Below are 23,614 nucleotides of genomic sequence, written 5' to 3'. Positions count from 1 at the left end.
CGCCCGCTCGCGCCTCGGATCCGCGCGCTCGCTCGCCCGCCTCCTTCCTCGCGACCCCGTCCGCGCGGGCTCGCGACCTGCTACATCCCCGCCGCGACGAGGGGCTCCGGGCGTCGACGGGCGAGCCGGTGTCTCGCGGTGGGGGCGGCCCTTGGCGGACGTGAGCGCACCGTCGAACGCGCCGTGGAACGAGCTCGTCGCGCTCGCGCGGTCGGGCGACCGCGCGGCGCTCGGCGCCTACGTCGACGCGCTCGACGACGCCGACTGGGTGCACGCCTTCGCGCGCCTCGACGCGGAGGAGCGCGCGGCGGTGCTCGCCGCGCTCGCGCCCGCGCACGCGGCCGAGCTGCTCGAGGACGTGCACGACGTGCACGCGGCCGAGGCGGTCGGCGAGCTCGCGCCGGCCGAGGCGGCCGACATCCTCGTCGCGCTCCCGAGCGCGGACCGCGCGGACCTCGTCGCACAGCTCGACGACGCGCACGCCGACGCGATCCTCGTCGCGACGCCGCGCGAGACCGCCGAGTCGGTCCGCGACCTCCTGCAGTACGCGCCCGACACGGCGGGCGGCCGCATGGTCACCGAGTACGTCGCGGTGCCGATGGCGTGGACGGCGGACGAGCTCGTGCGCCACCTGCGCGAGAACGTCGAGCGCTACCGCGGCTTCATCTCGCAGTACGTCTACGCGCTCGGGCCGCGAGGCGAGCTCGCGGGCGTGCTCCCGCTGCGCGATCTGCTGCTCGCGCCGCGCACGCGCGCGCTCGCCGAGGTGATGATCCGCGAGCCCGTGCGCGTCGCGGCGGGCGCGACGCTCGGCGAGCTGTTCGAGCTCTTCGAGCGCCATCGCTTCGTGTCGATTCCCGTCGTCGACGACGCGTCGCGCCTCGTCGGCATCGTGCTGCGCGAGGACGTCGACGAGGCGCGCCTCGACAAGGCGCAGCTCGACGAGCAGCGCAGCCGCGGCATCATCGGCGGCGAAGAGCTGCGCTCGATGCCCGTGCTCACGCGCTCGGGCCGGCGCCTCGCGTGGCTCACGCTGAACATCGGGCTCAACCTGCTCGCGGCCGCGGTGATCGACGCCTACCGCGAGACGCTGGCGGCCGCGATCGCGCTCGCGGTCTTCCTCCCGATGATCTCCGACATGAGCGGATGCTCGGGGAACCAGGCGGTCGCCGTGAGCCTGCGCGAGCTCGCGCTCGGCATCGTGCGGCCGCAGGAGTTCCTGCGCGTGTGGTGGCAGGAGGCGGCGCTCGGCGTGATGAACGGCATCGTGCTCGGGCTGCTCGTCGGGCTCGTCGCGTTCGCGTGGAAGGGGAGTGCGCCGCTCGCCGCCGTCGTCGGCGCGGCGCTCGCGCTGAACACGCTGGTCGCCGTGTCGATCGGCGGCATCGTGCCGCTCGCGCTGCGGCGCATGGGCTTCGACCCGGCGCTCGCCTCGAGCCCGATCCTCACGACGGTCACCGACATCTGCGGCTTCTTCTTCGCGCTGTCCTTCGCGACGCTCGCGCTGCCGCGGCTCGGCGGGGCCTAGCGAGGCGCGTCGCGCGGCCGCGACGGGCCGGAGCCGGCCCAGGCCGGGCGCGGGCACCCTCTGTCGCGGTACCGTGGCGCGTCGTCGTCGGAGTCTCCCCTTCGTTCGAAACGCGCGGACGTGCGGAATCGCGCGGATGCGTGGACAGGCGACGCGCGAGCCGGAGCCGATGACGCTGCACGTCGCCCTGCACCACGAGACCCGCTACCGCTACGACCGGCGCGTCGCGCTCGGCGCGCAGACCATCCGCCTGCGCCCGGCCCCGCACTGCCGCACGCCGATCGCGAGCTACTCGCTGCGCGTCGAGCCGGCCGAGCACTTCCTCAACTGGCAGCAGGATCCGCAGGGCAACTTCCTCGCGCGCGTGGTCGTGCCCGAGCCGTGCGAGGCGTTCACCGTCACGGTCGACCTGGTCGCCGACATGGCGGTCATCAACCCGTTCGACTTCTTCCTCGAGGAGGAAGCGACGCACGTGCCGTTCGCGTACGCGCCCGAGCTCGCCGTCGAGCTGCGGCCGTTCCTCGAGTGCGGGCCCGACACGCCGCGGCTCGCCGCGTGGGTCGCCGGCGTGCCGCGCGCGCGCGCGGCGACGATGGACGCGCTCGTCGCGCTGAACCAGCGACTGCAGCGCGAGATCGAGTACGTCGTGCGGCTCGAGCCGGGCGTGCAGACGCCGGAGGAGACGCTCGCGCTCGCGCGCGGCTCGTGCCGCGACAGCGCGTGGCTGCTCGTGCAGATCCTTCGGCGCCTCGGCATCGCGGCGCGCTTCGCGTCGGGATACCTGATCCAGCTCGCGCCCGACGTGCGCTCGCTCGACGGGCCGTCGGGGCCGGCGGCCGACTTCACCGACCTGCACGCGTGGGCGGAGGCGTACCTGCCCGGCGCGGGCTGGATCGGGCTCGACCCGACGTCGGGGCTGCTCGCGGGCGAGGGCCACATCCCGCTCGCGTGCAGCCCGTCGCCGTCGAGCGCCGCGCCGATCAGCGGCGCGCTCGAGCCGTGCGAGGTCGACTTCGAGCACGCGATGTCGGTCGCGCGCATCCTCGAGACGCCGCGCGTCACGAAGCCGTACGACGAGGCGCAGTGGCGCGCGATCGACGCGCTCGGCGACGCGATCGACGGGAGGCTCGCGGCGCACGACGTGCGCCTCACGATGGGCGGCGAGCCGACCTTCGTGTCGGTGGACGACATGCTCGGCGCGGAGTGGAACACGGAAGCACTCGGGCCGACGAAGCGCGTGCGCGCGCACGACCTCGCGCTGCGGCTGCGCGAGCGCTTCGCGCCCGGCGGGCTGCTGCACTACGGACAGGGCAAGTGGTACCCGGGCGAGCCGCTCCCGCGCTGGGCGTTCTCGATCCACTGGCGCGACGACGGCGTGCCGCTCTGGAGCGACCCGGAGCGCATCGCCGACGAAGCGGTCGACCACGCGCCCACCACCGCGCAGGCGCGCGCCCTCGCGGAGGGCATCGCGTCGCGGCTCGACATCGCCCCGTCGTTCGTCGCGCCGGCGTACGAGGACCCGCTGCACGCGGTCGCCGCCGAGGCGGCGCTCCCGGAGAACGAGACGCTCGATCCGGCGGATCCGCGGCTCGCCTCGAAGCCCGAGCGCGCGCGCCTCGCCCGCGCCCTCGCGCGCGGCCTCGCCGAGCCCGCGGCCTTCGTGCTGCCCGTGCAGGCGTGGAACGCGCGCGACGGCGGGCGCAGCTGGCTCTCCGAAGTCTGGAAGACGCGGCGTGGCCACCTCTTCCTCGCGCCGGGCGACTCGCCGGCGGGCTTCCGGCTGCCGCTCGGATCGCTGCCCTCGATCGGTGCGCTCGACTACCCCTACGTCGTCGCGGCCGATCCGAGCGTGCCGCGCGCGCCGCTCGCGCGTCCGCCCGTGCGACGCCAGCCGTTCGCGCGCAGCGGCGAGCGCGCGCCCGCGCCGCCCGAGGGCAGCGGCGCCGCGGACGCGACGTCGCTCGGCCACGTGCGCACGGCGCTCGCCGTCGAGCCGCGCGACGGTCGGCTCTGCGTCTTCCTCCCGCCCTGCGAGACGGCCGACGACTACGTCGAGCTCGTCGCGGCGATCGAGGATGCGGCGGCCGAGCAGGACGTCGCGATCCACCTCGAAGGCTATGCGCCGCCGCCCGACGCGCGCCTGCAGAAGATCTCGGTGACGCCCGACCCGGGCGTCGTCGAGGTGAACGTGCACCCGGCCGCGAGCTGGCGCGAGCTCGTGCACACGACGACCGCGCTCTACGACGACGCGCGCGCGGCGCGGCTCGCGACGGAGAAGTTCCTGATCGACGGCCGCCACACGGGCACGGGCGGCGGCAACCACGTCGTGCTCGGGGGACGGACGACGGCCGACAGCCCGTTCCTGCGCCGCCCCGACCTGCTGCGCAGCATGCTCGGCTACTGGATCGACCACCCGTCGCTCTCGTATCTCTTCTCGGGGCTCTTCATCGGGCCGACCAGCCAGTCGCCGCGCATCGACGAGGCGCGACACGAGTCGATCTACGAGCTCGGCATCGCGTTCGACGAGCTCGAGCGAAGGAGCGCGGCGGGCTCCGCGCCGCCGTGGCTCGTCGACCGCGTGCTGCGCGACCTGCTCGTCGACGTCACGGGCAACACGCACCGCGCGGAGTTCTGCATCGACAAGCTCTACTCGCCCGACTCGCCGGCCGGGCGGCTCGGCCTGCTCGAGCTGCGCGCGTTCGAGATGCCGCCGCACGCGCGCATGAGCCTCGCGCAGCAGCTGCTGCTGCGCGCGCTCGTCGCGCACTTCTGGGAGCGGCCGTACCGGCGCCCGCCGCGGCGCTGGGGGACCGCGCTGCACGATCGCTTCCTGCTGCCGCACTTCGTGTGGAGCGACTTCCGGGAGGTCGTCGGCGACCTGCGCGAGGGCGACATCGCGATCGACGAGGCGTGGTTCGCGCCGCACTTCGAGTTCCGCTTCCCGGTCCTCGGGCGCTTCGCGTACCGCGACGTCGAGGTCGAGCTGCGCCAGGCGCTCGAGCCGTGGCACGTGCTCGGCGAAGAGGGCGCCATCGGCGGCACGGCGCGCTACGTGGACTCGTCGCTCGAGCGCGTCGAGGTGCGCGTGCGCGGGCTCGACGAGCGGCGCCACGCGCTCGGCTGCAACGGCGTGCGCGTGCCGCTGCGCGCGACGGGCGCGCGCGGCGAGCACGTCGCGGGCATCCGCTTCCGCGCCTGGCAGCCCGCGCGCTGCCTGCACCCGACGATCCCCGTCGACGCGCCGCTCGTCCTCGACCTCGTCGACACGTGGAACGGCCGCGCGGTCGCGGGCTGCCGCTACGACGTCGGCCACCCCGGCGGGCGCAACCACGAGGCGCCGCCCGTGAACGCCTACGAAGCCGAGGGGCGGCGGCTCGCGCGCTTCTCGGTGCTCGCGCACACGCCCGGCGCGTGCGCGCTGCGCGAGCTCGCGCCCGACCCCGACTTCCCGCTGACGCTGGATATGCGAAGGTTGGGCGGCGCCGCGTGACGCGGGCGCGCGCGAAGGACACCCGATGAGCGAGCTGCTGGCCCTGTGCTTCGACGGCGATGCCTCGCCCGCGGTGCGTTTCGCGGACCCGCAGGCGCCGTCGGGCGGCGGGCGCGCACCCGCGCGCCACTACGGCTGGGGCATCGGCTGGTATCCGAAGAGCGAGCGCGGCGCGTCCGTGCTGAAGGATCCGAGCTCGTCGGGCCAGACGGCGGTCGGCGACGCGCTCGGCGACTGGGAGCGCTTCCGGTCGACGCTCTTCCTCTGCCACCTGCGCGGCCACAACCGGCCGCGCAGCCAGCAGGACGCGCAGCCCTTCGTCCGCAGCTACGGCGGACACCAGTGGATCTTCGCGCACGACGGCGACCTCGCGCACGACTACGCGGAGCGCCTCCCGCTCGGCGACGACCCCGCCTTCGAGCCGCTCGGCTACACGGACAGCGAGCACGCGTTCTGCTGGCTGCTCGCGCAGCTCCACCAGCGTCGCGCGCGCGCGCTCGCCGACGTGGCGCCCGAGGACCTGCACGGCTGGTTCCGTCGGCTCAACGAGGGCGGGCACATCAACGCCATCCTGTCGGACGGCGACATGCTGCTCGTGTACGGCGACGTCGCGCCCGCGCGGCGCCTGTGCTGGAGCCGGCGGATTCCGCCGCACGTGCAGACGTCGCTCGAGTCGCAGGCCGTGTCGATCTCGCTCGACGCGGCGCGCGACCCGAACCGCACGCTGCTCGTGTTCTCGAGCGTCCCGCTCTCGCGCGACGAGTGGCTGCCGCTCGCGCCGTCGCAGATGGTCCTCGCGCGACGCGGCGCGGTGGTGTTCGACAGCGCGCCCGCGGCCGAGACCGCGCCGGGCGCGCCGCGCGACCCGGGCGCGCCGCCGCCCACGCTGCGCAGCGAGACGTCGCACCAGGTCGCCGCGGCCGTGCCGCTCTCGCACTACTCGGAGGACGCGCATGCGCCCGCGAGCGCCCCGGCGTCGCGCGTGCTGCGCGTCGTGCACGAGACGCGGTACGCGTACACGGACGCGGTCGAGCGGAGCTCGCACCGGCTCCTGCTGCGCCCGCTCGACGACCGTCACCAGAAGCTCCTGTCCTACGACCTCGACCTCTCGCCGTCGGCCGAGGTGGCGGAGTTCGAGGACGTGTTCGGGAACACCGCGTTCCACCTCGAGATCGACCGGCCCTACGCGGAGTTCTCGATGCGCGCGACGTCGCTCGTGCGCGTCGCGCCGTTCCCGCGTCTCGAGGAGCGTCTCGGAGCGACGCGGCAGACGATCCCGTTCCCGTGGATGCCGTGGCAGCGGCAGATGCTGTCGGCCTACCTGATGCCGGCCGAGCTGCCCGAGACGCAGCTGCAGGAGCTCTCCGAGTTCGCGCTGAGCTTCGTCGAGCGCAACGACGCCGACCTGCTCGGCACGCTGCTCGACATGAACGCGACCATCCACCGCGACTTCGAGTACGTGACGGCGTCGACCACGATCGCGACGACGGCCTTCGACGTGTTCGAGTCGCGGCGCGGCGTGTGCCAGGACTTCGCGAACCTGATGATCTGTCTCGCGCGGCTGCTGCAGATCCCGGCGCGCTACCGCATGGGATACGTGTTCACGGGCGGCGACTACGAGAACAAGGCGCAGTCCGACGCCTCGCACGCCTGGCTCGAGCTGTACGTGCCGCGCGTCGGGTGGCACGGCTTCGACCCGACGAACGGACGCCAGATCGGCAACGACCACGTGCGCGTCGCGTGCGGGCGCAACTATCGCGACGCGACGCCGACGTCGGGCACGATCTACCGCGGCGGCGGCATGGAGACGCTCACGGTGAGCGTGCGCGTCGAGGAGGCGGTCGAGGCCGACATGATGGCCTCGCTCCGCTAGGCGAGAGCCGTCAGCCCGCGCCCTGGCTCTGCGACTGCGACGACTGCGGCGGCGGCGATGGCGCCGCGCCCGGCGCCGCGGGGTCGAAGAACTCCGCGCGCACGCTGTCGCAGATCGCGGCGATGGCCTCGACGAGCTCCGTGATCACTTCGTGCAGGCCGCGCGCGAGCGCCTCGTCGATGTCGAGCTCGTCGAGGAAGCCGGACACCCGCGTGATCCGCTCGCGCGTCGCCGACCCGGGCGCGCCCTCCGCGCTCGAGCTCACGAGGTCGAGGAAGTTCCGCGCGCGCGAGAGATTGTGGGCGATCGAGCGCGCGAAGTTGCCGTCGAAGATCAGGAACTCGGCGACGTCGCGGCCCGACAGCACGCTGTCCTCGCGCTTGAAGAACGGCTCGACGCCCGAGCAGAAGCGCAGCGTGGCGAGCCACTGCGCGGTCTCGACGGGCATCTCGTCGCCGCGGCCCGTCGGCCCGACGCTGTGGTGCTTGACGTCGAGGATGCGCGCCGTCTGGTTCGCGCGCTCGAGCGACGTACCGAGGCGCGTGAAGTGGAACGGGTCCTCGTGCAGCATCGTGGCGTTCGCGATGCCGTGGTAGAGCAGGCACTGGTCCTTGATCCGGCGGTAGAAGGCGTTGCGATCGCCGCGATAGGCGCGCTTCGCGGCGCGATCGTTGAGCCAGACCCAGAGGTCGTTCACCGTCTCCCACATCTCGAGGCTGATCGTCTCGCGGATGGTGCGGGCGTTCTCGCGCGCGGCGCGGAGCGACGCGTAGAGCGAGCTCGGGTTCTGCTCGTTCCACACGAGGTACGCCTGGATGGCCTCCGCCTCGTCGGCGGCACTCGCGCGGAGGTCGGCCGGCGCGGAATCGCCCTGGCCCGTGACGATCACGAGCGGCCACCATCGCTCCGCGTCGGGAAGCGCCACGTCGAGCTGGAACGACAGGTTGACGTCGAGCATGCGCGCGAGCACCTCGACGCGCTCGATGTAGCGGTTGAGCCAGAAGCAGCTCTCGGCCACGCGCGAGATCATGCCGTTCACGGCCGCTCGTCCTGCAGGACCCACGTGTCCTTCGAGCCGCCACCCTGGCTCGAGTTCACGACGTAGGAGCCCTTCACGAGCGCGACGCGCGTGAGGCCGCCGGGCAGCGTCCAGGTCGACTTGCCGTTGACGACGTAGGGGCGGAGGTCGACGCGCCGCGGCGCGGGCCCGGACTTCGTCCAGGTCGGGCAGGTGGAGAGCTCGATGCGCGGCTGCGCGATGTAGCCGCGCGGGTTCGCGGCGATGCGCTCGCGGAACTCCTTCTGCTGCTTCTTCGTCGACTGCGGCCCGATCAGCATGCCGTAGCCGCCGGCCTCGTTGACGGACTTCACGACGAGCTCGCCCACGTGGTCGAGCACGTAGCGGCGATCCTCGTCGCGGAAGCACTGGTACGTCGGGACCTGGCCGAGCAGCGGCTCCTCGGACAGGTAGAAGCGCACCATGTCCGGGACGAAGGGATACACGGCCTTGTCGTCCGCGACGCCGTTCCCGATCGCGTTGGCGAGCGCGACGTTGCCCTTCGCGTAGGCGCGCACGAGGCCGGGCACGCCGAGCAGGCTCTTCGGATCGAAGGCCTCGGGGTCGAGGAAGGGGTCGTCGATGCGCCGGTAGACGACGTCGACGCGCTGCGGGCCGCGCGTCGTCTTGGCGAACACCTTGTCGTCGTCGACGAAGAGATCGCGGCCCTCGACGAGCGGCACGCCCATCCGGCGCGCCAGGAAGCTGTGCTCGAAGTAGGCGGAGTTGAACGGGCCGGGCGTGAGGACGACCGTCATGTCCTCGTCGTCCGGCGCGGGCCCGACGGACGCCAGCGCGTCGCGCAGACGGATCGGGTACTCCTCGACGCCGCGGACGTGCGCGTCCGCGAACACCTTCGGGAACACCTTCTTCATCACCTGGCGGTTCTCGAGCACGTACGAGACGCCCGACGGCGTGCGCACGTTGTCCTCGAGCACGAGGAACTCGCCGTGCGGGTCGCGGATCATGTCGATGCCCGCGATGTGGATGTGGACGCCCTTCGGCGGGCGCACGCCGCGCATCTCGGCGACGTAGCCCTGTGCGCCGAGCACGAGATCCTCGGGGATCACCTTCTCGCGCAGGATGCGCTGGCTGCCGTAGACGTCGGCGAGGAAGGCGTTGAGCGCGCGCACGCGCTGCTCGAGGCCCGCGGAGAGCTTCTTCCAGTCCGGAGCGGCGACGAGCCGCGGGATGAGATCGAACGGGAAGATGCGCTCGGACCCGCGGTCGTCCGAGTACACCGAGAACGTGATGCCGCTCTTCAGGAACGTGGAGTCGGCGAGCTTCTGGCGCGCGCGGAACTCGCGCGGGCCGATCGCTTCGAGCAGCTCGACGGCGCGTCGCGCGGGCGGGCGCACGCGGCCCTTCGCATCGAACACCTCGTCGTAGGTGCCGGCGATCGGCTCGTACGCGGCGAACAGGCGCCCGCCGTGGTCGTTTCTCGAGCGTCCAGCCATGGGCCCGCCTGGGTCTGGGGGTTCGCCGACGGCCCGCCATGCGGCGCCGGGGCGGTGCTCAGCCCCGGCGCCCGGGCTGCCAGCTGGCCTCGATCCCGAGCTTCTGCATCTTCGCATAGAGCGTGCGTCGGCCAATGCCGAGCACCCTCGCGGCCGCCGAGCGGTTGCCTCGCAGCGCGCGGAGCGTTCGCGCGATGTACCAGGCCTCGGCGAGCTCGAGCCATTCGCGAAGCTCGAGCGGGCTGCCCGGCGAGCCGCCGGCGCGCAGGAGCGCCTCGACCGCCTCGAGGTCGGTGTCGGGCGCAGGTTCGGGGGACGTGGCGCGCGGCTCGTGCGCGCGCAGGGGATGGGTCTGCATTCGGATCTCCCAGCTCGTGCTGCTGCGTGGCGCGTGCCGCTCCGACCCGACTGCCTGTGGGACGACCGGCTCGCCGGGCACGACTCGTGCAACGTCCGTACCCACGAACGGCGAGCGGCTCTGGCGGGACGGCGGGCGAACGAGCCAGAGTGTGCTGCCTACGGCACGGGCAGATCTGCACAAAGGCTGGGCAGATCACGGCTCGGAACGGCGGTCGAACGCGGCGGTGGCGACGGCAAAGGTGATACCGTGCGGCGGCTCGCGAGCCGGGAGCCACGCCGCCCGAGCGGGCGCCGCACGGCCCAGCTCCGCGATCCCGAACTAGCTTCCGTCGGCGGCTCGCACACGAACGGAGTCAGCGATGAAGAAGATCGAAGCGATCATCAAGCCCTTCAAGCTCGACGAGGTCAAGGAAGCCCTCCACGAGATCGGCATCCAGGGCCTCACCGTGACCGAGGTGAAGGGCTTCGGTCGCCAGAAGGGACACACGGAGCTCTACCGCGGCGCGGAGTACGTGGTCGACTTCCTCCCGAAGATCAAGCTCGAGATCGTCGTGGCGGACGACACGGCGGACAAGGTGGTCGACGCGATCGCGAACGCGGCGAACACGGGGCGCATCGGCGACGGGAAGATCTTCGTGCTGCCCCTCGAAGAAGTGATTCGCATCCGGACGGGCGAACGCGGCCCGGATGCGGTCTGAGAACGCACGGCCCCCGCCAGGCACCTGGCGGGACTCGAAGAAGAGAAGGAATGGAGACGTTGCGATGAGCACCCCCAAGCAGGTTCTGGAGATGGCCAAGAAGGCGGGCGCGGTCATGGTCGACTGCCGCATCACCGACTGGCCGGGCAGCTGGCAGCACTGCTCGCACCCGATCGATCAGCTCACCGAGGACACGTTCGAGGACGGCTACGGGTTCGACGGCTCGTCGATCCGCGGCTGGAAGGCGATCAACGAGAGCGACATGCTCATGATCCCCGACCCGACGACGGCGTTCATCGACCCCTTCCTGAAGCACCCGACGCTCGTGCTGACGTGCGACGTGGTCGACCCGATGACGCGCGAGCCGTACTCGCTCGACCCGCGCCACATCGCGAAGAAGGCCGAGGCCTTCCTCAAGCAGAGCGGCATCGGCGACACGGCGTACTTCGGCCCCGAGGCGGAGTTCTTCGTGTTCAACGACGTGCGCTTCACGACCGCGTCGAACCTCGGCTACTACGAGATCGACTCGGACGAGGCCGTCTGGAACACGGCGCGCGACGAGGACGGGGCGAACCTCGGCTACAAGGTCCGCCACAAGATGGGCTACTTCCCGGTGCCGCCGAGCGACACGCAGCAGGACCTGCGCACCGAGATGTGCCTCGAGATGGCGAAGCTCGGCCTGCGGATCGAGACGCAGCACCACGAGGTGGCGACCGCCGGGCAGGCCGAGATCGACATGGTGTTCGACACGCTCGTCACCATGGCCGACAACGTCATCAAGTACAAGTACGTGGTGAAGAACGTCGCGCGCCGGCACGGCCTGACGGCGACGTTCATGCCGAAGCCGCTGTTCCAGGACAACGGCTCGGGCATGCACACGCACCAGTCGATCTGGAAGGACGGCAAGCCGCTCTTCGCGGGCGATGGCTATGCCGGCCTCTCGCAGTTCGCGCTCTGGTACATCGGCGGCATCCTGAAGCACTCGCGCGCGCTCGCCGCCTTCACGAACCCGACGACGAACTCGTACAAGCGGCTCGTCCCGGGCTACGAGGCGCCGGTCAACCTGGCCTACTCGTCGCGCAACCGCTCGGCCTCGTGCCGCATCCCGACCTACTCGCAGAGCCCGAAGGCGAAGCGCGTCGAGGTGCGGTACCCGGACCCGGCGGCGAACCCGTACCTGGCGTTCTCGGCGATGCTGATGGCCGGCATCGACGGCGTGCTCAACAAGGTCGATCCGGGCGGTCCGCTCGACAAGAACATCTACGCCCTCTCGCCCGAGGAGGCGGCCGGCATCCCGACGATGCCGGGCAGCCTCGACGAGGCGCTGCGCGAGCTCGAGGCCGACCACGACTTCCTGCTCCAGGGGGGAGTGTTCACCGAGGACGCGATCTCGGGCTGGATCAACTACAAGCGCGAGGCGGACGTCGATCCGATCCGCCTGCGCCCGCATCCGCACGAGTTCGAGCTCTACTACGACATCTAGGAGCGCGCGCGGTCCGCGCGCGCCCGGGAGCCCGAAGGAGCCCCGTCGGCCGGAAGGCCGGCGGGGCTCCGCACTTCGTGCGCCGCGCGTGCGGAAGGCGCGCCGCACCGCGCGTCGCCCTGATAGGCTCCGCACATGCGCATCCTCAAGCGCGCGCTGCTCGCACTCGCGGCGCTCGTCGTCGTCCTCGTCGTCGTCGCGCTCGGCGTGATCCGGTACGTCGGGGCGTGGAACCTCGTGTTCCCGAACCGCACGCACGAGGTCGAGCCGCCCGCGCTTCCCGACGCGCGCGCGCTCCCGCACCCGGCCGTGCTCGTCTTCACGAAGACGAACGGCTTCCGGCACGTCGAGGGCATCGCGGCGGGCCGCGCGCTGCTCGAGGACGTCGCCGCGCGCCGCGGCTGGCACCTCTTCCCGACCGAGAACGGCGCCGTGATGCGGCCCGACCTGCTCGCGCGCTTCGACGCCGTCGTGTTCCTGAACGCGTCGGGCGACATGTTCGACGAGGCGCAGGAGCGCGCGTTCCAGGAGTGGCTCGAGTCGGGCGGCGGTTGGCTCGGCGTCCACGCGGCCGGCGACGGATCGCACGCCGAGTGGCGCTGGTACGTCGACACGCTGATCGGCGCGGGCTTCATCGGCCACCCGATGGGCCCGCAGTTCCAGACGGCGCGCGTGCGCGTCGAGGACGCGACGCACCCCGCGACGGCCGCGCTCCCGGCGACGTTCGACCACGAGGAGGAGTGGTACTCGTGGGATCGCAGCCCGCGGCTCGCGGGCATGCACGTGCTCGCGACGATCGACGAGACGACGTACTCGCCGATCGCGCGCATCTTCGGCAGCGAGCGCGACCTCCGGATGGGCAGCGACCACCCCGTCGCGTGGACGCGCTGCGTCGGGCGCGGGCGCGCCGTCTACTCCGCGCTCGGCCACGCGGCAGCGGCCTACGACGTGCCCGAGAACCGCGCGCTGCTCGAGGGCGCACTCGCCTGGGCGCTCGGCGCCGAGGGCGAGGGCTGCGGCGAGGATCGCTAGGCGATGCAGACGGGAGTCACGATCCACCCCCTCCGGCTCGCGGCCGCTCGGCTCGTGTGGCTCGCGCACACGGGCGTCACGGGCTGGCTGCTGCTCGGGCCGCTGCTGCCGCACCGGGCGGCCGCGTGGGCGCTCGTCGTCGGGAATCCGCTGATCCATCTGCAGTGGCGCGCGTTCGGCGACCGCTGTCTGCTGACCATCCTGGAGGAGCGCCTGCGCGGCGCGACGTTCGAGCGCCGCGCGGCGGTCGTCGACGGCGACGAGCCCGTCGGCTTCGTCGCCGAGACGCTGTCGCGCGCGCTCGGGCGCCCGGTGACGCACGGCTTCGCGAACGTGCTGAGCTACGGCGTGCTGTGGGCGGGATTCGCGATCGCGGTGGTTCGGCTCGCATTCGCGCGCGCGTGAAGCGCGGAGCAGGGAGGACGGAGATGGAGATCGAGGGCGGATGCTATTGCGGCGCGGTCCGCTACCGCGCCGAGGGCGAGGCGATGCTGCGCGGGCAGTGCCACTGCCGCGAGTGCCAGTACATCACGGGAGGCGCGCCGAACGTCGTGCTCGGGATGCCCGAGGCCGGCTTCGCCTTCACGAAGGGGAAGCCGCGCCCGTTCGCGCGCGCCGACCTCGAGACGCCGGTCACGCGCGAGTTCTGCGGCACGTGCGGCACGCATCTGCTGACGCGCGCTCCCGGCCTGCCGGGCGCCGTGCTGCTCAAGGTCGGAACGCTCGACGATCCGGGCGTTTTCGACGGGCCGCAGATGGCGATCTACCACGCCGAGGCGCAGCCGTTCCACTCGGTGCCGGAGGGGTGTGCGGTCTTCGAGCGCGCTCCCGGCGCGTGAGCGCGCGCGCCCGCGTCAGTCGCGGGGTGCGGCGATCGGCGATGCGGCCACGGGCGCCATCGGCGGGAAGCTCTCCATCAGGGCGATCAGCTCGGCCGGGTCGCGCTCGTCGAGGAAGTACGGGTACCGCGTGTTCGCGCCGTGGTGGTACCAGTCGACGCGTCCATCGGCGCGCACGAAGAGCGTGCGCGGAACGTACTCGCCGAACTTGCCGTACTGCGCGCTGACGCCGTCCTGGTCGTCGCGATCGACGCGGATCATCACGAAGCGCTTGGCGAGCTCGACGACGCGCGGGTCGTGGAAGACGCGGCTGTACTCGATGCAGTGCGGACACCAGTCCGTCTTGAAGACGAGGAGCGCCGGCCGGCCGGTCTCTTCGATCGCCCCGATGCCCTCGTCGTAGGAGTGCCACTCGATGGCGGTGTCGTTCCACTCGGGGCCGCCGCTCGCGGGAACCTCGAACGGAGGCTTCGCCGACGCGGATGCGGCGGCGAACAGGAGTGCGAGCGCCAGGACGAGGGCGCGGGGGGTGGGGCGGAGCACGGCGGGGGGTCTCCTTGCCTGGCTTCGGCTCGGAGTCGGCGCTTTCGGAAGCAGACTTGAGGTGTAGATCACACGCTGCGATGTGCGTCAAGTCACGCGCAGCGCGGGCGCAGCCGGGAGAGCGGCGCGCGCGGCGCCGCCGCCTCGCGCCTACTTGACGGGGAGCTGGTCGAGCCGGTCGCGCGCGAGGCTGCTGCCGCCCGCGGCCGCGCTCTCGTACCACGTGCGAGCGGCATCCGTGTCGGGCGCGACGCCGCGGCCCTGCTGGTAGATCACGCCCAGCATGAACTGCGCGTGCGGGTGCCCGCCGGCGGCCGCCTGCTCGTACCAGTGCCGCGCGAGCTCGAGGCTCTGCTCGACGCCGCGGCCGTGGAAGTAGAGATCGCCGAGCAGGGTCTTCGACGAGGCGAGCTCGGCGTGCGAGGCGGCGCGCGTGCACCACTCGAACGCGCGCGCGTAGTCCTGCTGCACGCCGTCGCCGTAGCTGTAGGCGTGGCAGAGGCGGTGCTGCGCGAACCCGTTGCCGCCGTCGGCGAGCATCAGCACCTCGGTGAGCGGGAGCGCCGCGATCTCGTCCTGGGTCGGCGCCGCGCGCCCGACGCCGAGCGCGGCGCAGCCGGCGACGCCGAACATCGCGGCGGCCGCGGAAAATCCCCGAGCAGCGCGCGCGCGGCGCGGGCGCACGTCAGTCGAGCCCCAGCACCTGCTCGATGCGATACGCACCGGCGGGCTTGTCGACGAGCCAGGCCGCGGCGCGCGCGGCCCCGGCCGCGAAGTGGCCGCGCGTCGACGAGCGATGGACGAGCTCGAGGCGCTCGCCCTTCCCGATGAACATGACCGTGTGCTCGCCCGTGTTGTCGCCGCCGCGCAGCGTCTGCACGCCGATCGCGTCGCGCGGCCGCGGGCCCGTCTCGCCGGCGCGCTCGAGCACGAGGTTGGGCTCGAGCGCGATGCCGCGTCCCGCCGCGACGGCCTCGGCGAGCCGCAGCGCGGTGCCCGACGGCGCGTCGCGCTTCGCCGCGTGGTGGAGCTCGACGATCTCGGCGTCGTAGCCCGGCCCGAGACGCGCCGCGGCCTCGCGCACGACCCACGCGAGCACGTTCACGGCGACGGAGAAGTTCGGGGCGTGCAGCACGGGGATCGTCTTCGCGAGCGTCGCGACCTCGTCGAGCTCGCTCGGCGTGAAGCCCGTCGTGCCCGTGACGTAGGCGATGCCCGCCTCGGCCGCGACGCGCAGGTTCGCGAGCGTCGCCTTCGGGACCGAGAAGTCGATCGCGACATCGCAGCCCGCGAAGGCCGCGGCGGCGTCGCCGGCGATGATGACGTCGTTCTCGATGCGTCCGCCGATGCTCGGGTGGCCGGGGGCCTCGAGCGCGCCGCCGATGCGGAGCTCCGGCCGCGCGGCGACGGCGGCGCGCACCTCCTTGCCCATCTTGCCGAGCGCACCGACGACGGCGACGGGACGCTCGCTCACGAGAGCAGCCCCAGGTCGCTCAGGACGCCGCGCAGCCGCATGGCCGAAGCCTCTCCGATGCGCGTCATGGGCAGCCGGATCTCGTCGCCGATCTTCCCCTGCATGGCGAGCGCGGCCTTCACCGGGATCGGGTTCGTCTCGCAGAAGAGCGCGTCGAAGACGGGCATGAGCCGGAAGTGCACGTCGCGCGCGCGCGCGTAGTCGCCCTCGTTGCAGGCGCGCACGATCTCGCACATCTCGCGCGGCACGAGGTTGCTGCTGGTCGAGATCACGCCCTTGCCGCCGACGGCCATCAGCGGGAGCGTCATCGCGTCGTCGCCCGAGAGCACGGTGAAGTCGCTCGGGCAGGTGCGCACGACCTCGGAGATCTGGCCGATGTCGCCCGAGGCCTCCTTCACGCCGACCACGTACTCGATGCCGGCGAGCATCCGCTGCGTGGCGGCCGCGATGTTCGACGCCGTGCGACCGGGGATGTTGTAGTAGACGAGCGGGAACGAGGTGGCCTTGGCGATCGCCTCGTAGTGCTGCGCGATGCCTTCCTGCGTCGGCTTGTTGTAGTAGGGCGAGATCAGGAGCGCGCCGTCCGCGCCCGCGTCCTTCGCGTGCTGCGTCAGCTCGATCGCCTCGCGCGTGTTGTTCGAGCCGGTTCCGGCGACGACGGGAACGCGGCCGTTCACGGCGTCGACCACGATCTCGACCACCTGCCGGTGCTCGGCGTGCGAGAGCGTCGCGCTCTCGCCGGTCGATCCGCACGGGACGAGCCCGTCGATGCCGGCCTCGACCTGCTCCTCGACGAGCTGCCGCAGGGCGGGCTCGTCGACCTCGCCGTCCTGGAAGGGGGTGACCAGCGCGGTCAGCACGCCCTCGAACATGGTGTCCCCTCCCGCGGCGCGAGCCGCGTTCCCTCAGGCCGCGATGGTGCCGGTGAAGACCTCGGCGGCCGGGCCGGTCATGAAGACGCGCGCGTCGTCGCTCGCCCACTCGATGCGCAGCTCGCCGCCCCGGAGCTCGATCGCGACGCTGCGATCGACCACCCCGCGCAGCATGGACGTGACCGCCACCGCGCACGCGCCGCTGCCACACGCGAGCGTCTCGCCGGTGCCGCGCTCCCAGGTGCGCTGCCGGATGCGGTCGCGCGCGACCACGGTGATGAACTCGACGTTGACGCGGTTCGGGAACGCGGCGTGGTGCTCGATGCGCGGCCCGACCGCGCCGACCGGGAACGCGTCCGGGTCGGGCACCTCGATGACGCAGTGCGGGTTCCCCATCGACGCGCTCGATACCGTGTACGTCTCGCCGTCGACCTCGAGCGCGACGTCGAGCACGGGGCCGTCGCCCGCGCCGAGCCGGGTCGGGATCTTCGCCGGCTCGAGCACGGGGCGACCCATGTCGACGGTGACGAGCCCGTCGCCGGCGTGACGCGGCACGACGACGCCGCCGAGCGTCTCGACGCGCACCGCGTCGGCGCGCGTGTGGCCGTGATCGCGCAGGAACTTGTAGAAGGCGCGGATGCCGTTCGCGCACATCTCGACGCGCGAGCCGTCCGCGTTGTAGATGTCCATCCGGAAGTCGGCTTCCGTTCCGGGCGTCGGGCGCTCGACGACGAGCACCTGGTCGCAGCCGATCCCGAAGTGCCGGTCGGCGATGCGGCGCGAGAACGCCTCGAGCGGCGGCAGCGGCTGCGCGATGGCATCGAGCACGACGAAGTCGTTGCCCGCGCCGTGCATCTTCGTGAACGCGATGTCGCTCATGCCGCTTCTCCGTGCGCGGGCGCGCTGCGGCGCCTACCAGGCCGTCTCGCGCGCCGGGCCGCTCGCTCGCGCTCGCGCGTCGTCGGCCTCGGGCGTCGCATCGTCCGCGCGCCAGACCTCGTCGTCGCTCGCGGTCGCATCGTCCGCTTCGGTGGCGGCCTCGGCCTCGGAGCCGGGTGCGACGTGCACGGGCGGCGACTCGATGCGCCGCGGCGGACCGTAGCGCCCGCACGCGGCGGCGACAGCGAGGAGCGCGCCCGCGAGTGCGAGGGCGCGAGAGAGGCGGCCGGGGGCGGTGATCATGGGGTCTCTCAGGGTGCGGAGGCGAGGTCGAGCGCGCGCAGCGCGCCCTCGAGCTCGCCGCGCGCGCGCGCGAGCTCCGATGCCACGCGCTCGCGCGACGTCCCGCCGACCAGGTCGCGCGCGGCGAAGCTCGCCTCGATGTCGAGGAGCTCGTCGCAGCCGGCCGGAAAGGCGGGATGGAAGACGCGCAGATCGTCGCGCGACAGATCGCGCAGGTCGAGCCGCCCGTCGGTGACGTGCGCCACGATGCGCCCGACGGCCTCGTGCGCCTCGCGGAAGGGAACGCCCTCGCGCACCAGCGCCTCGGCGAGGTCCGTCGCGAGCAGCATCGGGTCGGCGGCCGCCGCGCGCATGGTCTCGACGCGGACGCGCAGCGTGGCGACCGCTCCCGCCGTCACCTCGAGCGCCGTCCGCAGCGTGTCGGCGCTGTCGAAGACGGGCTCCTTGTCCTCCTGCATGTCGCGGTTGTAGGTGAGCGGCAGGCCCTTCATCACGGTCAGGAGAGCGACGAGGTTGCCGACGACGCGGCCCGTCTTGCCGCGCACGATCTCGGGCACGTCCGGGTTCTTCTTCTGCGGCATGAGCGACGAGCCCGTCGAGTAGGCGTCCGCCAGCTCGACGAACCCGAACTCGCTCGACGACCAGACGACGAGCTCCTCCGAGAGCCGCGAGAGGTTGACCATCGCGATCGCGCAGGCCGCGAGGAACTCGAGGGCGACGTCGCGCGAGGCGACGGTATCCATACTGTTGTGGGTCGGCCCGGCGGGGAAGCCGAGCGCGGCCGCCGTGTGCGCGCGGTCGAGCGGCAGCGTGGAGCCCGCGATCGCGCCCGCGCCGAGCGGCGAGTGCGCGAGCCGGGCGCGCAGGCCGGCCATGCGGCCCGCGTCGCGCCGCAGCATCTCGACGAACGCGAGCCAGTGGTGGGCGAGCCGGACGGGCTGCGCGCGCTGCAGGTGCGTGTAGCCGGGCAGGACGGTGTCGACGTGCTCTTCGCCGCGCGCGACGAGCACGAGCGCGAGCTCGCAGAGGCCGCGTTCGGCGGCCGTGGCGACGTCGCGCAGGTAGAGCGCGAGGTCGGTTGCGACCTGGTCGTTGCGGCTGCGCCCCGTGTGCAGGCGCCCGGCCGCGGCGCCGATCCGCTCGCGCAGCGCCGACTCCACGTTCATGTGGATGTCCTCGAGCGCCGGGTCGAAGGCGAAGCGACCGGCCTCGATGTCGGCCGCGATCGACTCGAGGCCCGTGACGATCGCGTCGACGTCCTGCGCGGGCACGATGCCGGTCGCGCCGAGCATGCGCGCGTGTGCGACGGAGCCGCGGATGTCGTAGCGCGCGAGCGCCTTGTCGAAGTGCACGGAAGCGGTGAAGCGCTCGACGGCCGGGTCGGTCGCCTCGCTGAAGCGGCCGCCCCAGGGCTTCTTCGGGCTCTTCGCCCCGTCGTGCGCCGGCTTCGACATGGCCGGTAACTTTCGCGGCTTTCCGATCCGGCGACAACGCCCGCAGAGGCGGGGGCCGCCGCTCGGAGCGCGATGTCGCGCGCCGAGCGCAGCGGTCGGGAACCGCCGCTAGCCTCCGCCCGTCGATCGGGCTCGGCGGACGGCTCGGGGGGTTCGACGTGGCGGCGCGGCGCAAGGGGCGCAGCAAGGGCGCGCGCGCGGGAGCGCAGCGCGCAGGAGGGCCGGGCGGTCGCGGCCTCGCTCGCCGCGCCGTGGCGCGCGCGCGGCGCGCCGTCGCCCGCGTCGTGACGCGCCCGCGCGCGCGGCTCGGGCTGCGCGTCCTCGCCGTCCTCGCCTTCGTCGGTGGCCTGCTCTGCTCGCGCTGGCTGCTCGATCTCGACGGCGTCGTGCGCGAGCGGTTCGAGGGGCGCCCGTTCCGCGTCCCGTCCCGCGTCTTCGCGGCGCCCGCCATTCTCTATCCGGGTCTCGACACGAAGCGCGCCGACGTGCGCGGGCAGCTCCTCCGGCTCGGCTACCGCGAGCAGGACGGCGGGGCCGACGCGCCGCTCGCCGAGGGCCGGTTCCGCGTCTCGCCGGGCCGCGTGCGCATCCACCTGCGGCCGTTCGAGCACCCGACGCGCGGCGAGCCCGCGCGCGACGTCGTGCTGCGCATGAGCGGCTCGACCATCGAGCAGATCCGCGAGCTGCCGCGCGGCCGCGAGGTGGGCGCCGTGCTCGTCGAGCCCGAGCCCGTCGGCGCCTTCTACGGGAGCGAGCACGAGGAGCGCGAGCTCGTCCGCATCGACGAGGTCCCGCAGCACCTGATCGACGCGATCCTCGCCGTCGAGGACCGCCGCTTCGAGTCGCACCACGGCATCGACCCCGTGCGCATCGCCGGCGCCTTCCTCGCGAACCTGCGCGCGGGCTCGATCACGCAGGGCGGCAGCACGCTCACCCAGCAGCTCGTGAAGAACTTCTTCCTGACGCCCGAGCGGTCGTACACGCGCAAGGCGACCGAGGCGGCGATGGCCCTGCTCGTCGAGGCCCGCTACGACAAGCCCGAGATCCTGCAGGCCTACCTGAACGAGATCTACCTCGGGCAGCGCGGGTCGACGGCCGTGCACGGCGTCGGCGAGGCCGCGCACTTCGTGTTCGGCAAACGCGTTCGCGATCTCACGCTCGGCGAGGCGGCGACGATCGCCGCGATCATCCAGAGCCCGAACCGCCTCTCGCCGCACCGCAACGCCGAGGACGCCATCCTGCGGCGCAACCTCGTGCTCGAGCTGATGCGCGGGCAGGGGCGCATCGACGCGGCGCAGCAGGCGGCCGCGGTGGCCGAGCCGCTCGGCGTCGCCGAGATCACGCCCGACCCGGGCGACGCCCGCTACTTCCTCGACCTGCTGCGTCGCCAGCTTCCCGAGGTGTACGACGAAGCGATGCTCGAGGCCGAGGGCCTGCGCATCTACTCGACGCTCGACCTTCGCCTGCAGCGCGCAGCGGCGAAGGCGCTCGACGAGGGGCTCGCGCAGCTCGAGAAGGAGCACCCGTCCCTCGCGGCGAAGACCGCGAGCGAGCGTCTCCAGGGCTGCATCATCGCGCTGCGTCCCCAGACGGGAGAGATCCTCGCGCTGGTCGGCGGCCGCGACTACGGGCTGTCGCAGTTCGATCGCTGTGCGCAGGCGCGCCGCCAGGTCGGGAGCGTGTTCAAGCCCTTCGTCTACGCGGCCGCGCTCGAGGGCCGCGCGGGCGGGCCGCTCATCACGCTCGCCTCGTTCGTCGACGACGAGCCGTTCGAGGTCGCGACGCCGCAGGGCAGCTGGCGCCCCAAGAACTTCGACGGCGAGTTCCACGGACGCGTCGGCGTGCGCGAGGCGATCGAGCGCTCGATGAACGTCGCGGCCGCGCGGCTCGGTCAGGAGGTCGGCATCGCGCGCGTGGCGGACATGGCGCGGCGGCTCGGCGTCGAGAGCAGCCTTCCGAACGTGCCGAGCCTCGCGCTCGGCACCGCCGAGCTCGCGCCGCTCGAGGTCGCACGCGCGTACGCGACGCTCGCGGCGGGCGGCGTGCGCCCGTGGCCGCACGCGTTCGAGGACGTCGTCGATGCGCACGTGGGCGCGCTCGAGCGCCGCGAGCTCCGCTTCGACCGCGTGCTCGACGAGGGAACCGCGTTCCTCGTCACGTCGCTGCTGCGCGGGGTGGTCGATCGGGGCACCGCGGCGCGCGTGCGCTCGATGGGGATGGAGGGCCCGATCGCGGGCAAGACGGGCACCACCGACGACGAGCGGGACCTCTGGTTCGCGGGCTATACGCCCGAGCTCGTGGCCGTCGTGTGGATCGGCTTCGACACGCCGCGCAGCCTCGGCGTGTCGAGCAGCCGCGGCGCGATCCCCATCTGGGTGCGCTTCATGAAGGAGGCCGTGGGCACGAGCGTGCGCGGCGCCTTCCCGAAGCCGCCCGAGGTGGAGACGTTCGAGATCGATCCCGAGAGCGGCGCCATCGCGGCGGCGACCTGTCCGCAGCACCGCGACGAGTACTTCCTGTCGGGGACGGAGCCCGACTCCGTGTGCACGTACCGCGGCATTCGCAGCCGCGAGGAGGAGAGCTTCTGGAGCCGCTTCGGGAACGGGCGCGAGGAGGATCGCGACGCGCCGCCGCAGCGGCGACGGCGCGGCATCCTCGACTGGCTGCGGGGGCGGCTGTGAGCGCGCGCGCTGCGCGCACCGCGACGCGATGCAGCGCGCGGGCGCGGGTCGCGGTGCGGCCCGTCGCACTGCGGCCCGTCGCACTGCGGCTCGTCGCACTGCTGCTCGTTGCGGCGGGCTGCGCGGGAGTCGCGCCGCGGCTCGCGCCGCGCCCGTCGCTGCGCATCTCGCAGCTCGTCGATGCGGGTGACGCCGTGCGTCGGGCCTCGACGCGCCTGCTCGTCGAGGGCCTGCGCGCCGACGCCGCCGGGGACGCGCCGCGCGCGAAGGGCCAGTACGAGCGCGCCATCGCGATCGACCCCACCAACCCCTACGCCTACCTCGTCTACGCGCGCTTCGAGCTCGACCGCCGCCAGGTCGCGCAGGCGCGGCGCTTCCTCGACCGGGCGCGCTCGCTCGTCGAGGCCGAGCGCGACGCCGAGCCCGCGCCGGGCGTCGAGGCGCATCTCGTCGGCCTGCGCGGCGCGATCGAGCGCGCGTCGAGTGGCGGCACGGACGCCGGCGCGTGGCTCGACCGGGCGCGCGAGCTCGACCCGCGGGCCTGGAGCGACGGGCAGCTCGACGCCGCGGAGCTGCTGTGACCGACGCTCCGGCTGGCCTCGCACCCAAGCACGCCGCGTTCGCGATCGCCGCACTCGCGACGGCCGCGCTCGATCGCATCGCAAAGGCATGCGTCGTGCACGCGATCGAGCCCGGCTCGAGCGTCGACGTCGTGCGCGGGTTCTTCTCGATCACGCACGTGCGGAACCCGGGTGCGGCGTTCGGATTCCTCGCATCGAGCTCGCCCGAGCTGCGCGGCATGCTCTTTGCGACGGCGGCCGCTGCGGCGCTGCTCGTGATCCTCGTCCACCTGCGCGCCGTGGCGCGCGGCGAGCGGCGCGAGCCCGTGGCGCTCGGGCTCGTCGCCGGCGGCGCCGTCGGCAACGCGATCGACCGCCTACCCCTGATCGGGAGTGGCGAGGTGGTCGACTTCCTCTACTTCGACCTGTGGCAGGGCTACGCGTGGCCCCACTTCAACCTCGCCGACGTCGCGATCGTCGTCGGCGTCGTCGTCCTGCTCGTCGACATGCTCGCGCGCGAGGCGGTGTCGCGCGGCATCGACGCCGACGAATCGCGGCGTTAGCGCGCACGCGCGGTCGGCGATCGCGGCGTGTGCGACGTCGCGCACGCCGCGCGCGAAAAAAATCGCAGCGCGCGCATCGCGTCGCACGCGTGCGCGCCGTGACGAATCCCGTTGTTCGTCGCGATCCTTCGCGCGAAACGACGAACACCGTTCCGTGTGTACGTCGCGCGCAGCGAAAAAATGCGCGCATGCTTGCTTGACACCGTCGGCGGTGCTGGCAAGATGGGCCCGCTTCCGACGACGGGTTCACTTCCCCGGCCCTCGTCACCAAGCTCAACACTGCCAGTCGGTGCCAGCATGATCCCCCCGGTTGCTCTGGCGCCTCACGACGGTTCGTCGGTCGTGAAGAGCGCTCCTGTCGCTGAAGCCCCGCTCGCCCGACGTCCGATCCAGTGCTGCATTGCCAACCCGAAGGTTGCGCGTCCGCGAGGCGCGGCCCCGATTGCAGCGCGCGGTGGACGACCGCGT

21 protein-coding genes are annotated in these 23,614 nt (G+C 73.0%); 11 read left to right on the top strand and 10 right to left on the bottom strand.

What is annotated here, in order from left to right; all coding sequences use genetic code 11:
* Nucleotides 1-160 precede the first annotated feature (160 nt).
* The 3 genes from mgtE (at nucleotide 161) to R3E88_21850 (ending at nucleotide 6,891) form a co-directional block, all read left to right on the top strand.
* Entirely contained in the window at nucleotides 161-1,528 is a 1,368-nt protein-coding gene (gene mgtE, locus R3E88_21860; protein ID MEZ4219126.1) for a magnesium transporter, read from the top strand.
* 169 nt (nucleotides 1,529-1,697) lie between these two features.
* Entirely contained in the window at nucleotides 1,698-5,018 is a 3,321-nt protein-coding gene (locus R3E88_21855) for a transglutaminase family protein (GenBank protein ID MEZ4219125.1), read from the top strand.
* A 25-nt stretch (nucleotides 5,019-5,043) separates the two neighbouring features.
* Nucleotides 5,044-6,891 carry a class II glutamine amidotransferase gene (locus R3E88_21850; GenBank protein MEZ4219124.1) on the top strand — a complete coding sequence of 616 codons (1,848 nt, stop codon included), beginning with the start codon at nucleotides 5,044-5,046 and terminating at the stop codon, nucleotides 6,889-6,891.
* A 10-nt stretch (nucleotides 6,892-6,901) separates the two neighbouring features.
* On the opposite strand, the gene R3E88_21845 is transcribed toward R3E88_21850, so the two are convergent.
* From R3E88_21845 to R3E88_21835, 3 genes are read right to left on the bottom strand one after another with little or no spacing between them, the layout of a single operon-like run.
* On the bottom strand, nucleotides 6,902-7,921 hold the full coding sequence (locus R3E88_21845) for an alpha-E domain-containing protein (GenBank protein MEZ4219123.1): 1,020 nt from the start codon (nucleotides 7,919-7,921) through the stop codon (nucleotides 6,902-6,904).
* Nucleotides 7,922-7,926: 5 nt separating this feature from the next.
* Entirely contained in the window at nucleotides 7,927-9,405 is a 1,479-nt protein-coding gene (locus R3E88_21840) for a circularly permuted type 2 ATP-grasp protein (GenBank protein MEZ4219122.1), read from the bottom strand.
* Between the two features lie 58 nt (nucleotides 9,406-9,463).
* On the bottom strand, nucleotides 9,464-9,763 hold the full coding sequence (locus tag R3E88_21835; GenBank protein ID MEZ4219121.1) for a helix-turn-helix domain-containing protein: 300 nt from the start codon (nucleotides 9,761-9,763) through the stop codon (nucleotides 9,464-9,466).
* A gap of 361 nt (nucleotides 9,764-10,124) precedes the next feature.
* On the opposite strand from R3E88_21835, the gene R3E88_21830 reads away from it, so the two are divergent.
* From R3E88_21830 to R3E88_21810, 5 genes are all read left to right on the top strand, one after another.
* Entirely contained in the window at nucleotides 10,125-10,463 is a 339-nt protein-coding gene (locus R3E88_21830; protein ID MEZ4219120.1) for a P-II family nitrogen regulator, read from the top strand.
* A 64-nt stretch (nucleotides 10,464-10,527) separates the two neighbouring features.
* A complete protein-coding gene (gene glnA / locus R3E88_21825) occupies nucleotides 10,528-11,946 on the top strand; it encodes a type I glutamate--ammonia ligase (protein MEZ4219119.1) in 1,419 nt (472 codons plus the stop codon).
* A gap of 135 nt (nucleotides 11,947-12,081) precedes the next feature.
* On the top strand, nucleotides 12,082-12,978 hold the full coding sequence (locus R3E88_21820; GenBank protein ID MEZ4219118.1) for a ThuA domain-containing protein: 897 nt from the start codon (nucleotides 12,082-12,084) through the stop codon (nucleotides 12,976-12,978).
* A gap of 3 nt (nucleotides 12,979-12,981) precedes the next feature.
* Entirely contained in the window at nucleotides 12,982-13,383 is a 402-nt protein-coding gene (locus R3E88_21815) for a hypothetical protein (protein ID MEZ4219117.1), read from the top strand.
* Between the two features lie 23 nt (nucleotides 13,384-13,406).
* Nucleotides 13,407-13,817, top strand: a complete 411-nt coding sequence (locus R3E88_21810) for a GFA family protein (GenBank protein MEZ4219116.1) — start codon at nucleotides 13,407-13,409, stop codon at nucleotides 13,815-13,817.
* 15 nt (nucleotides 13,818-13,832) lie between these two features.
* On the opposite strand, the gene R3E88_21805 is transcribed toward R3E88_21810, so the two are convergent.
* The 7 genes from R3E88_21805 to argH form a co-directional block, all read right to left on the bottom strand.
* Nucleotides 13,833-14,360, bottom strand: coding sequence for a thioredoxin family protein (locus R3E88_21805; protein ID MEZ4219115.1), 528 nt, complete (start codon nucleotides 14,358-14,360; stop codon nucleotides 13,833-13,835).
* 150 nt (nucleotides 14,361-14,510) lie between these two features.
* Nucleotides 14,511-14,993 (bottom strand): tetratricopeptide repeat protein, encoded by a 483-nt coding sequence (locus R3E88_21800; protein ID MEZ4219114.1) that lies wholly within the window; start codon nucleotides 14,991-14,993, stop codon nucleotides 14,511-14,513.
* Nucleotides 14,994-15,045: 52 nt separating this feature from the next.
* Nucleotides 15,046-15,834, bottom strand: coding sequence for a 4-hydroxy-tetrahydrodipicolinate reductase (dapB, locus tag R3E88_21795; GenBank protein MEZ4219113.1), 789 nt, complete (start codon nucleotides 15,832-15,834; stop codon nucleotides 15,046-15,048).
* The gene (gene dapA, locus R3E88_21790) at nucleotides 15,831-16,706 is read right to left on the bottom strand and encodes a 4-hydroxy-tetrahydrodipicolinate synthase (protein MEZ4219112.1); all 876 of its coding nucleotides are present in this window, start codon (nucleotides 16,704-16,706) and stop codon (nucleotides 15,831-15,833) included. Before dapA ends, dapB begins: the two co-directional genes overlap by 4 nt.
* A gap of 33 nt (nucleotides 16,707-16,739) precedes the next feature.
* A complete protein-coding gene (gene dapF / locus R3E88_21785) occupies nucleotides 16,740-17,585 on the bottom strand; it encodes a diaminopimelate epimerase (GenBank protein MEZ4219111.1) in 846 nt (281 codons plus the stop codon).
* A 33-nt stretch (nucleotides 17,586-17,618) separates the two neighbouring features.
* A complete protein-coding gene (locus R3E88_21780; GenBank protein ID MEZ4219110.1) occupies nucleotides 17,619-17,888 on the bottom strand; it encodes a hypothetical protein in 270 nt (89 codons plus the stop codon).
* 8 nt (nucleotides 17,889-17,896) lie between these two features.
* Complete coding sequence (gene argH / locus R3E88_21775; protein ID MEZ4219109.1) at nucleotides 17,897-19,342, bottom strand: argininosuccinate lyase; 1,446 nt, start codon at nucleotides 19,340-19,342, stop codon at nucleotides 17,897-17,899.
* 284 nt (nucleotides 19,343-19,626) lie between these two features.
* On the opposite strand from argH, the gene R3E88_21770 reads away from it, so the two are divergent.
* Genes R3E88_21770 through lspA form a run of 3 tightly spaced genes read left to right on the top strand, consistent with a single transcriptional unit; the run spans nucleotide 19,627 to nucleotide 23,146 of the window.
* Nucleotides 19,627-22,023 carry a PBP1A family penicillin-binding protein gene (locus tag R3E88_21770; protein MEZ4219108.1) on the top strand — a complete coding sequence of 799 codons (2,397 nt, stop codon included), beginning with the start codon at nucleotides 19,627-19,629 and terminating at the stop codon, nucleotides 22,021-22,023.
* A 53-nt stretch (nucleotides 22,024-22,076) separates the two neighbouring features.
* Nucleotides 22,077-22,604, top strand: coding sequence for a tetratricopeptide repeat protein (locus R3E88_21765; GenBank protein ID MEZ4219107.1), 528 nt, complete (start codon nucleotides 22,077-22,079; stop codon nucleotides 22,602-22,604).
* The gene (gene lspA / locus R3E88_21760) at nucleotides 22,601-23,146 is read left to right on the top strand and encodes a signal peptidase II (protein MEZ4219106.1); all 546 of its coding nucleotides are present in this window, start codon (nucleotides 22,601-22,603) and stop codon (nucleotides 23,144-23,146) included. Before R3E88_21765 ends, lspA begins: the two co-directional genes overlap by 4 nt.
* The last annotated feature ends 468 nt before the right edge of the window (nucleotides 23,147-23,614 follow it).

The sequence above is a fragment of the Myxococcota bacterium genome, from assembly GCA_041389495.1.
Lineage (GTDB): Bacteria > Myxococcota_A > UBA9160 > UBA9160 > UBA4427 > JAWKRT01.
The sequence above is the reverse complement of the archived record's forward strand: the minus strand, read 5'-3'. Positions and strand labels throughout refer to the sequence as shown.

Coding starts and splice junctions, on each gene's coding strand:
- R3E88_21855 (MEZ4219125.1), top strand. CDS start 1,698: ATGACGCTGCACGTCGCCCTGCACCACGAGACCCGCTACCGCTACGAC.
- R3E88_21850 (MEZ4219124.1), top strand. CDS start 5,044: ATGAGCGAGCTGCTGGCCCTGTGCTTCGACGGCGATGCCTCGCCCGCG.
- R3E88_21845 (MEZ4219123.1), bottom strand. CDS start 7,921: ATGATCTCGCGCGTGGCCGAGAGCTGCTTCTGGCTCAACCGCTACATC.
- R3E88_21840 (MEZ4219122.1), bottom strand. CDS start 9,405: ATGGCTGGACGCTCGAGAAACGACCACGGCGGGCGCCTGTTCGCCGCG.
- R3E88_21835 (MEZ4219121.1), bottom strand. CDS start 9,763: ATGCAGACCCATCCCCTGCGCGCGCACGAGCCGCGCGCCACGTCCCCC.
- R3E88_21830 (MEZ4219120.1), top strand. CDS start 10,125: ATGAAGAAGATCGAAGCGATCATCAAGCCCTTCAAGCTCGACGAGGTC.
- glnA (MEZ4219119.1), top strand. CDS start 10,528: ATGAGCACCCCCAAGCAGGTTCTGGAGATGGCCAAGAAGGCGGGCGCG.
- R3E88_21820 (MEZ4219118.1), top strand. CDS start 12,082: ATGCGCATCCTCAAGCGCGCGCTGCTCGCACTCGCGGCGCTCGTCGTC.
- R3E88_21815 (MEZ4219117.1), top strand. CDS start 12,982: ATGCAGACGGGAGTCACGATCCACCCCCTCCGGCTCGCGGCCGCTCGG.
- R3E88_21810 (MEZ4219116.1), top strand. CDS start 13,407: ATGGAGATCGAGGGCGGATGCTATTGCGGCGCGGTCCGCTACCGCGCC.
- R3E88_21800 (MEZ4219114.1), bottom strand. CDS start 14,993: ATGTTCGGCGTCGCCGGCTGCGCCGCGCTCGGCGTCGGGCGCGCGGCG.
- dapA (MEZ4219112.1), bottom strand. CDS start 16,706: ATGTTCGAGGGCGTGCTGACCGCGCTGGTCACCCCCTTCCAGGACGGC.
- dapF (MEZ4219111.1), bottom strand. CDS start 17,585: ATGAGCGACATCGCGTTCACGAAGATGCACGGCGCGGGCAACGACTTC.
- R3E88_21780 (MEZ4219110.1), bottom strand. CDS start 17,888: ATGATCACCGCCCCCGGCCGCCTCTCTCGCGCCCTCGCACTCGCGGGC.
- argH (MEZ4219109.1), bottom strand. CDS start 19,342: ATGTCGAAGCCGGCGCACGACGGGGCGAAGAGCCCGAAGAAGCCCTGG.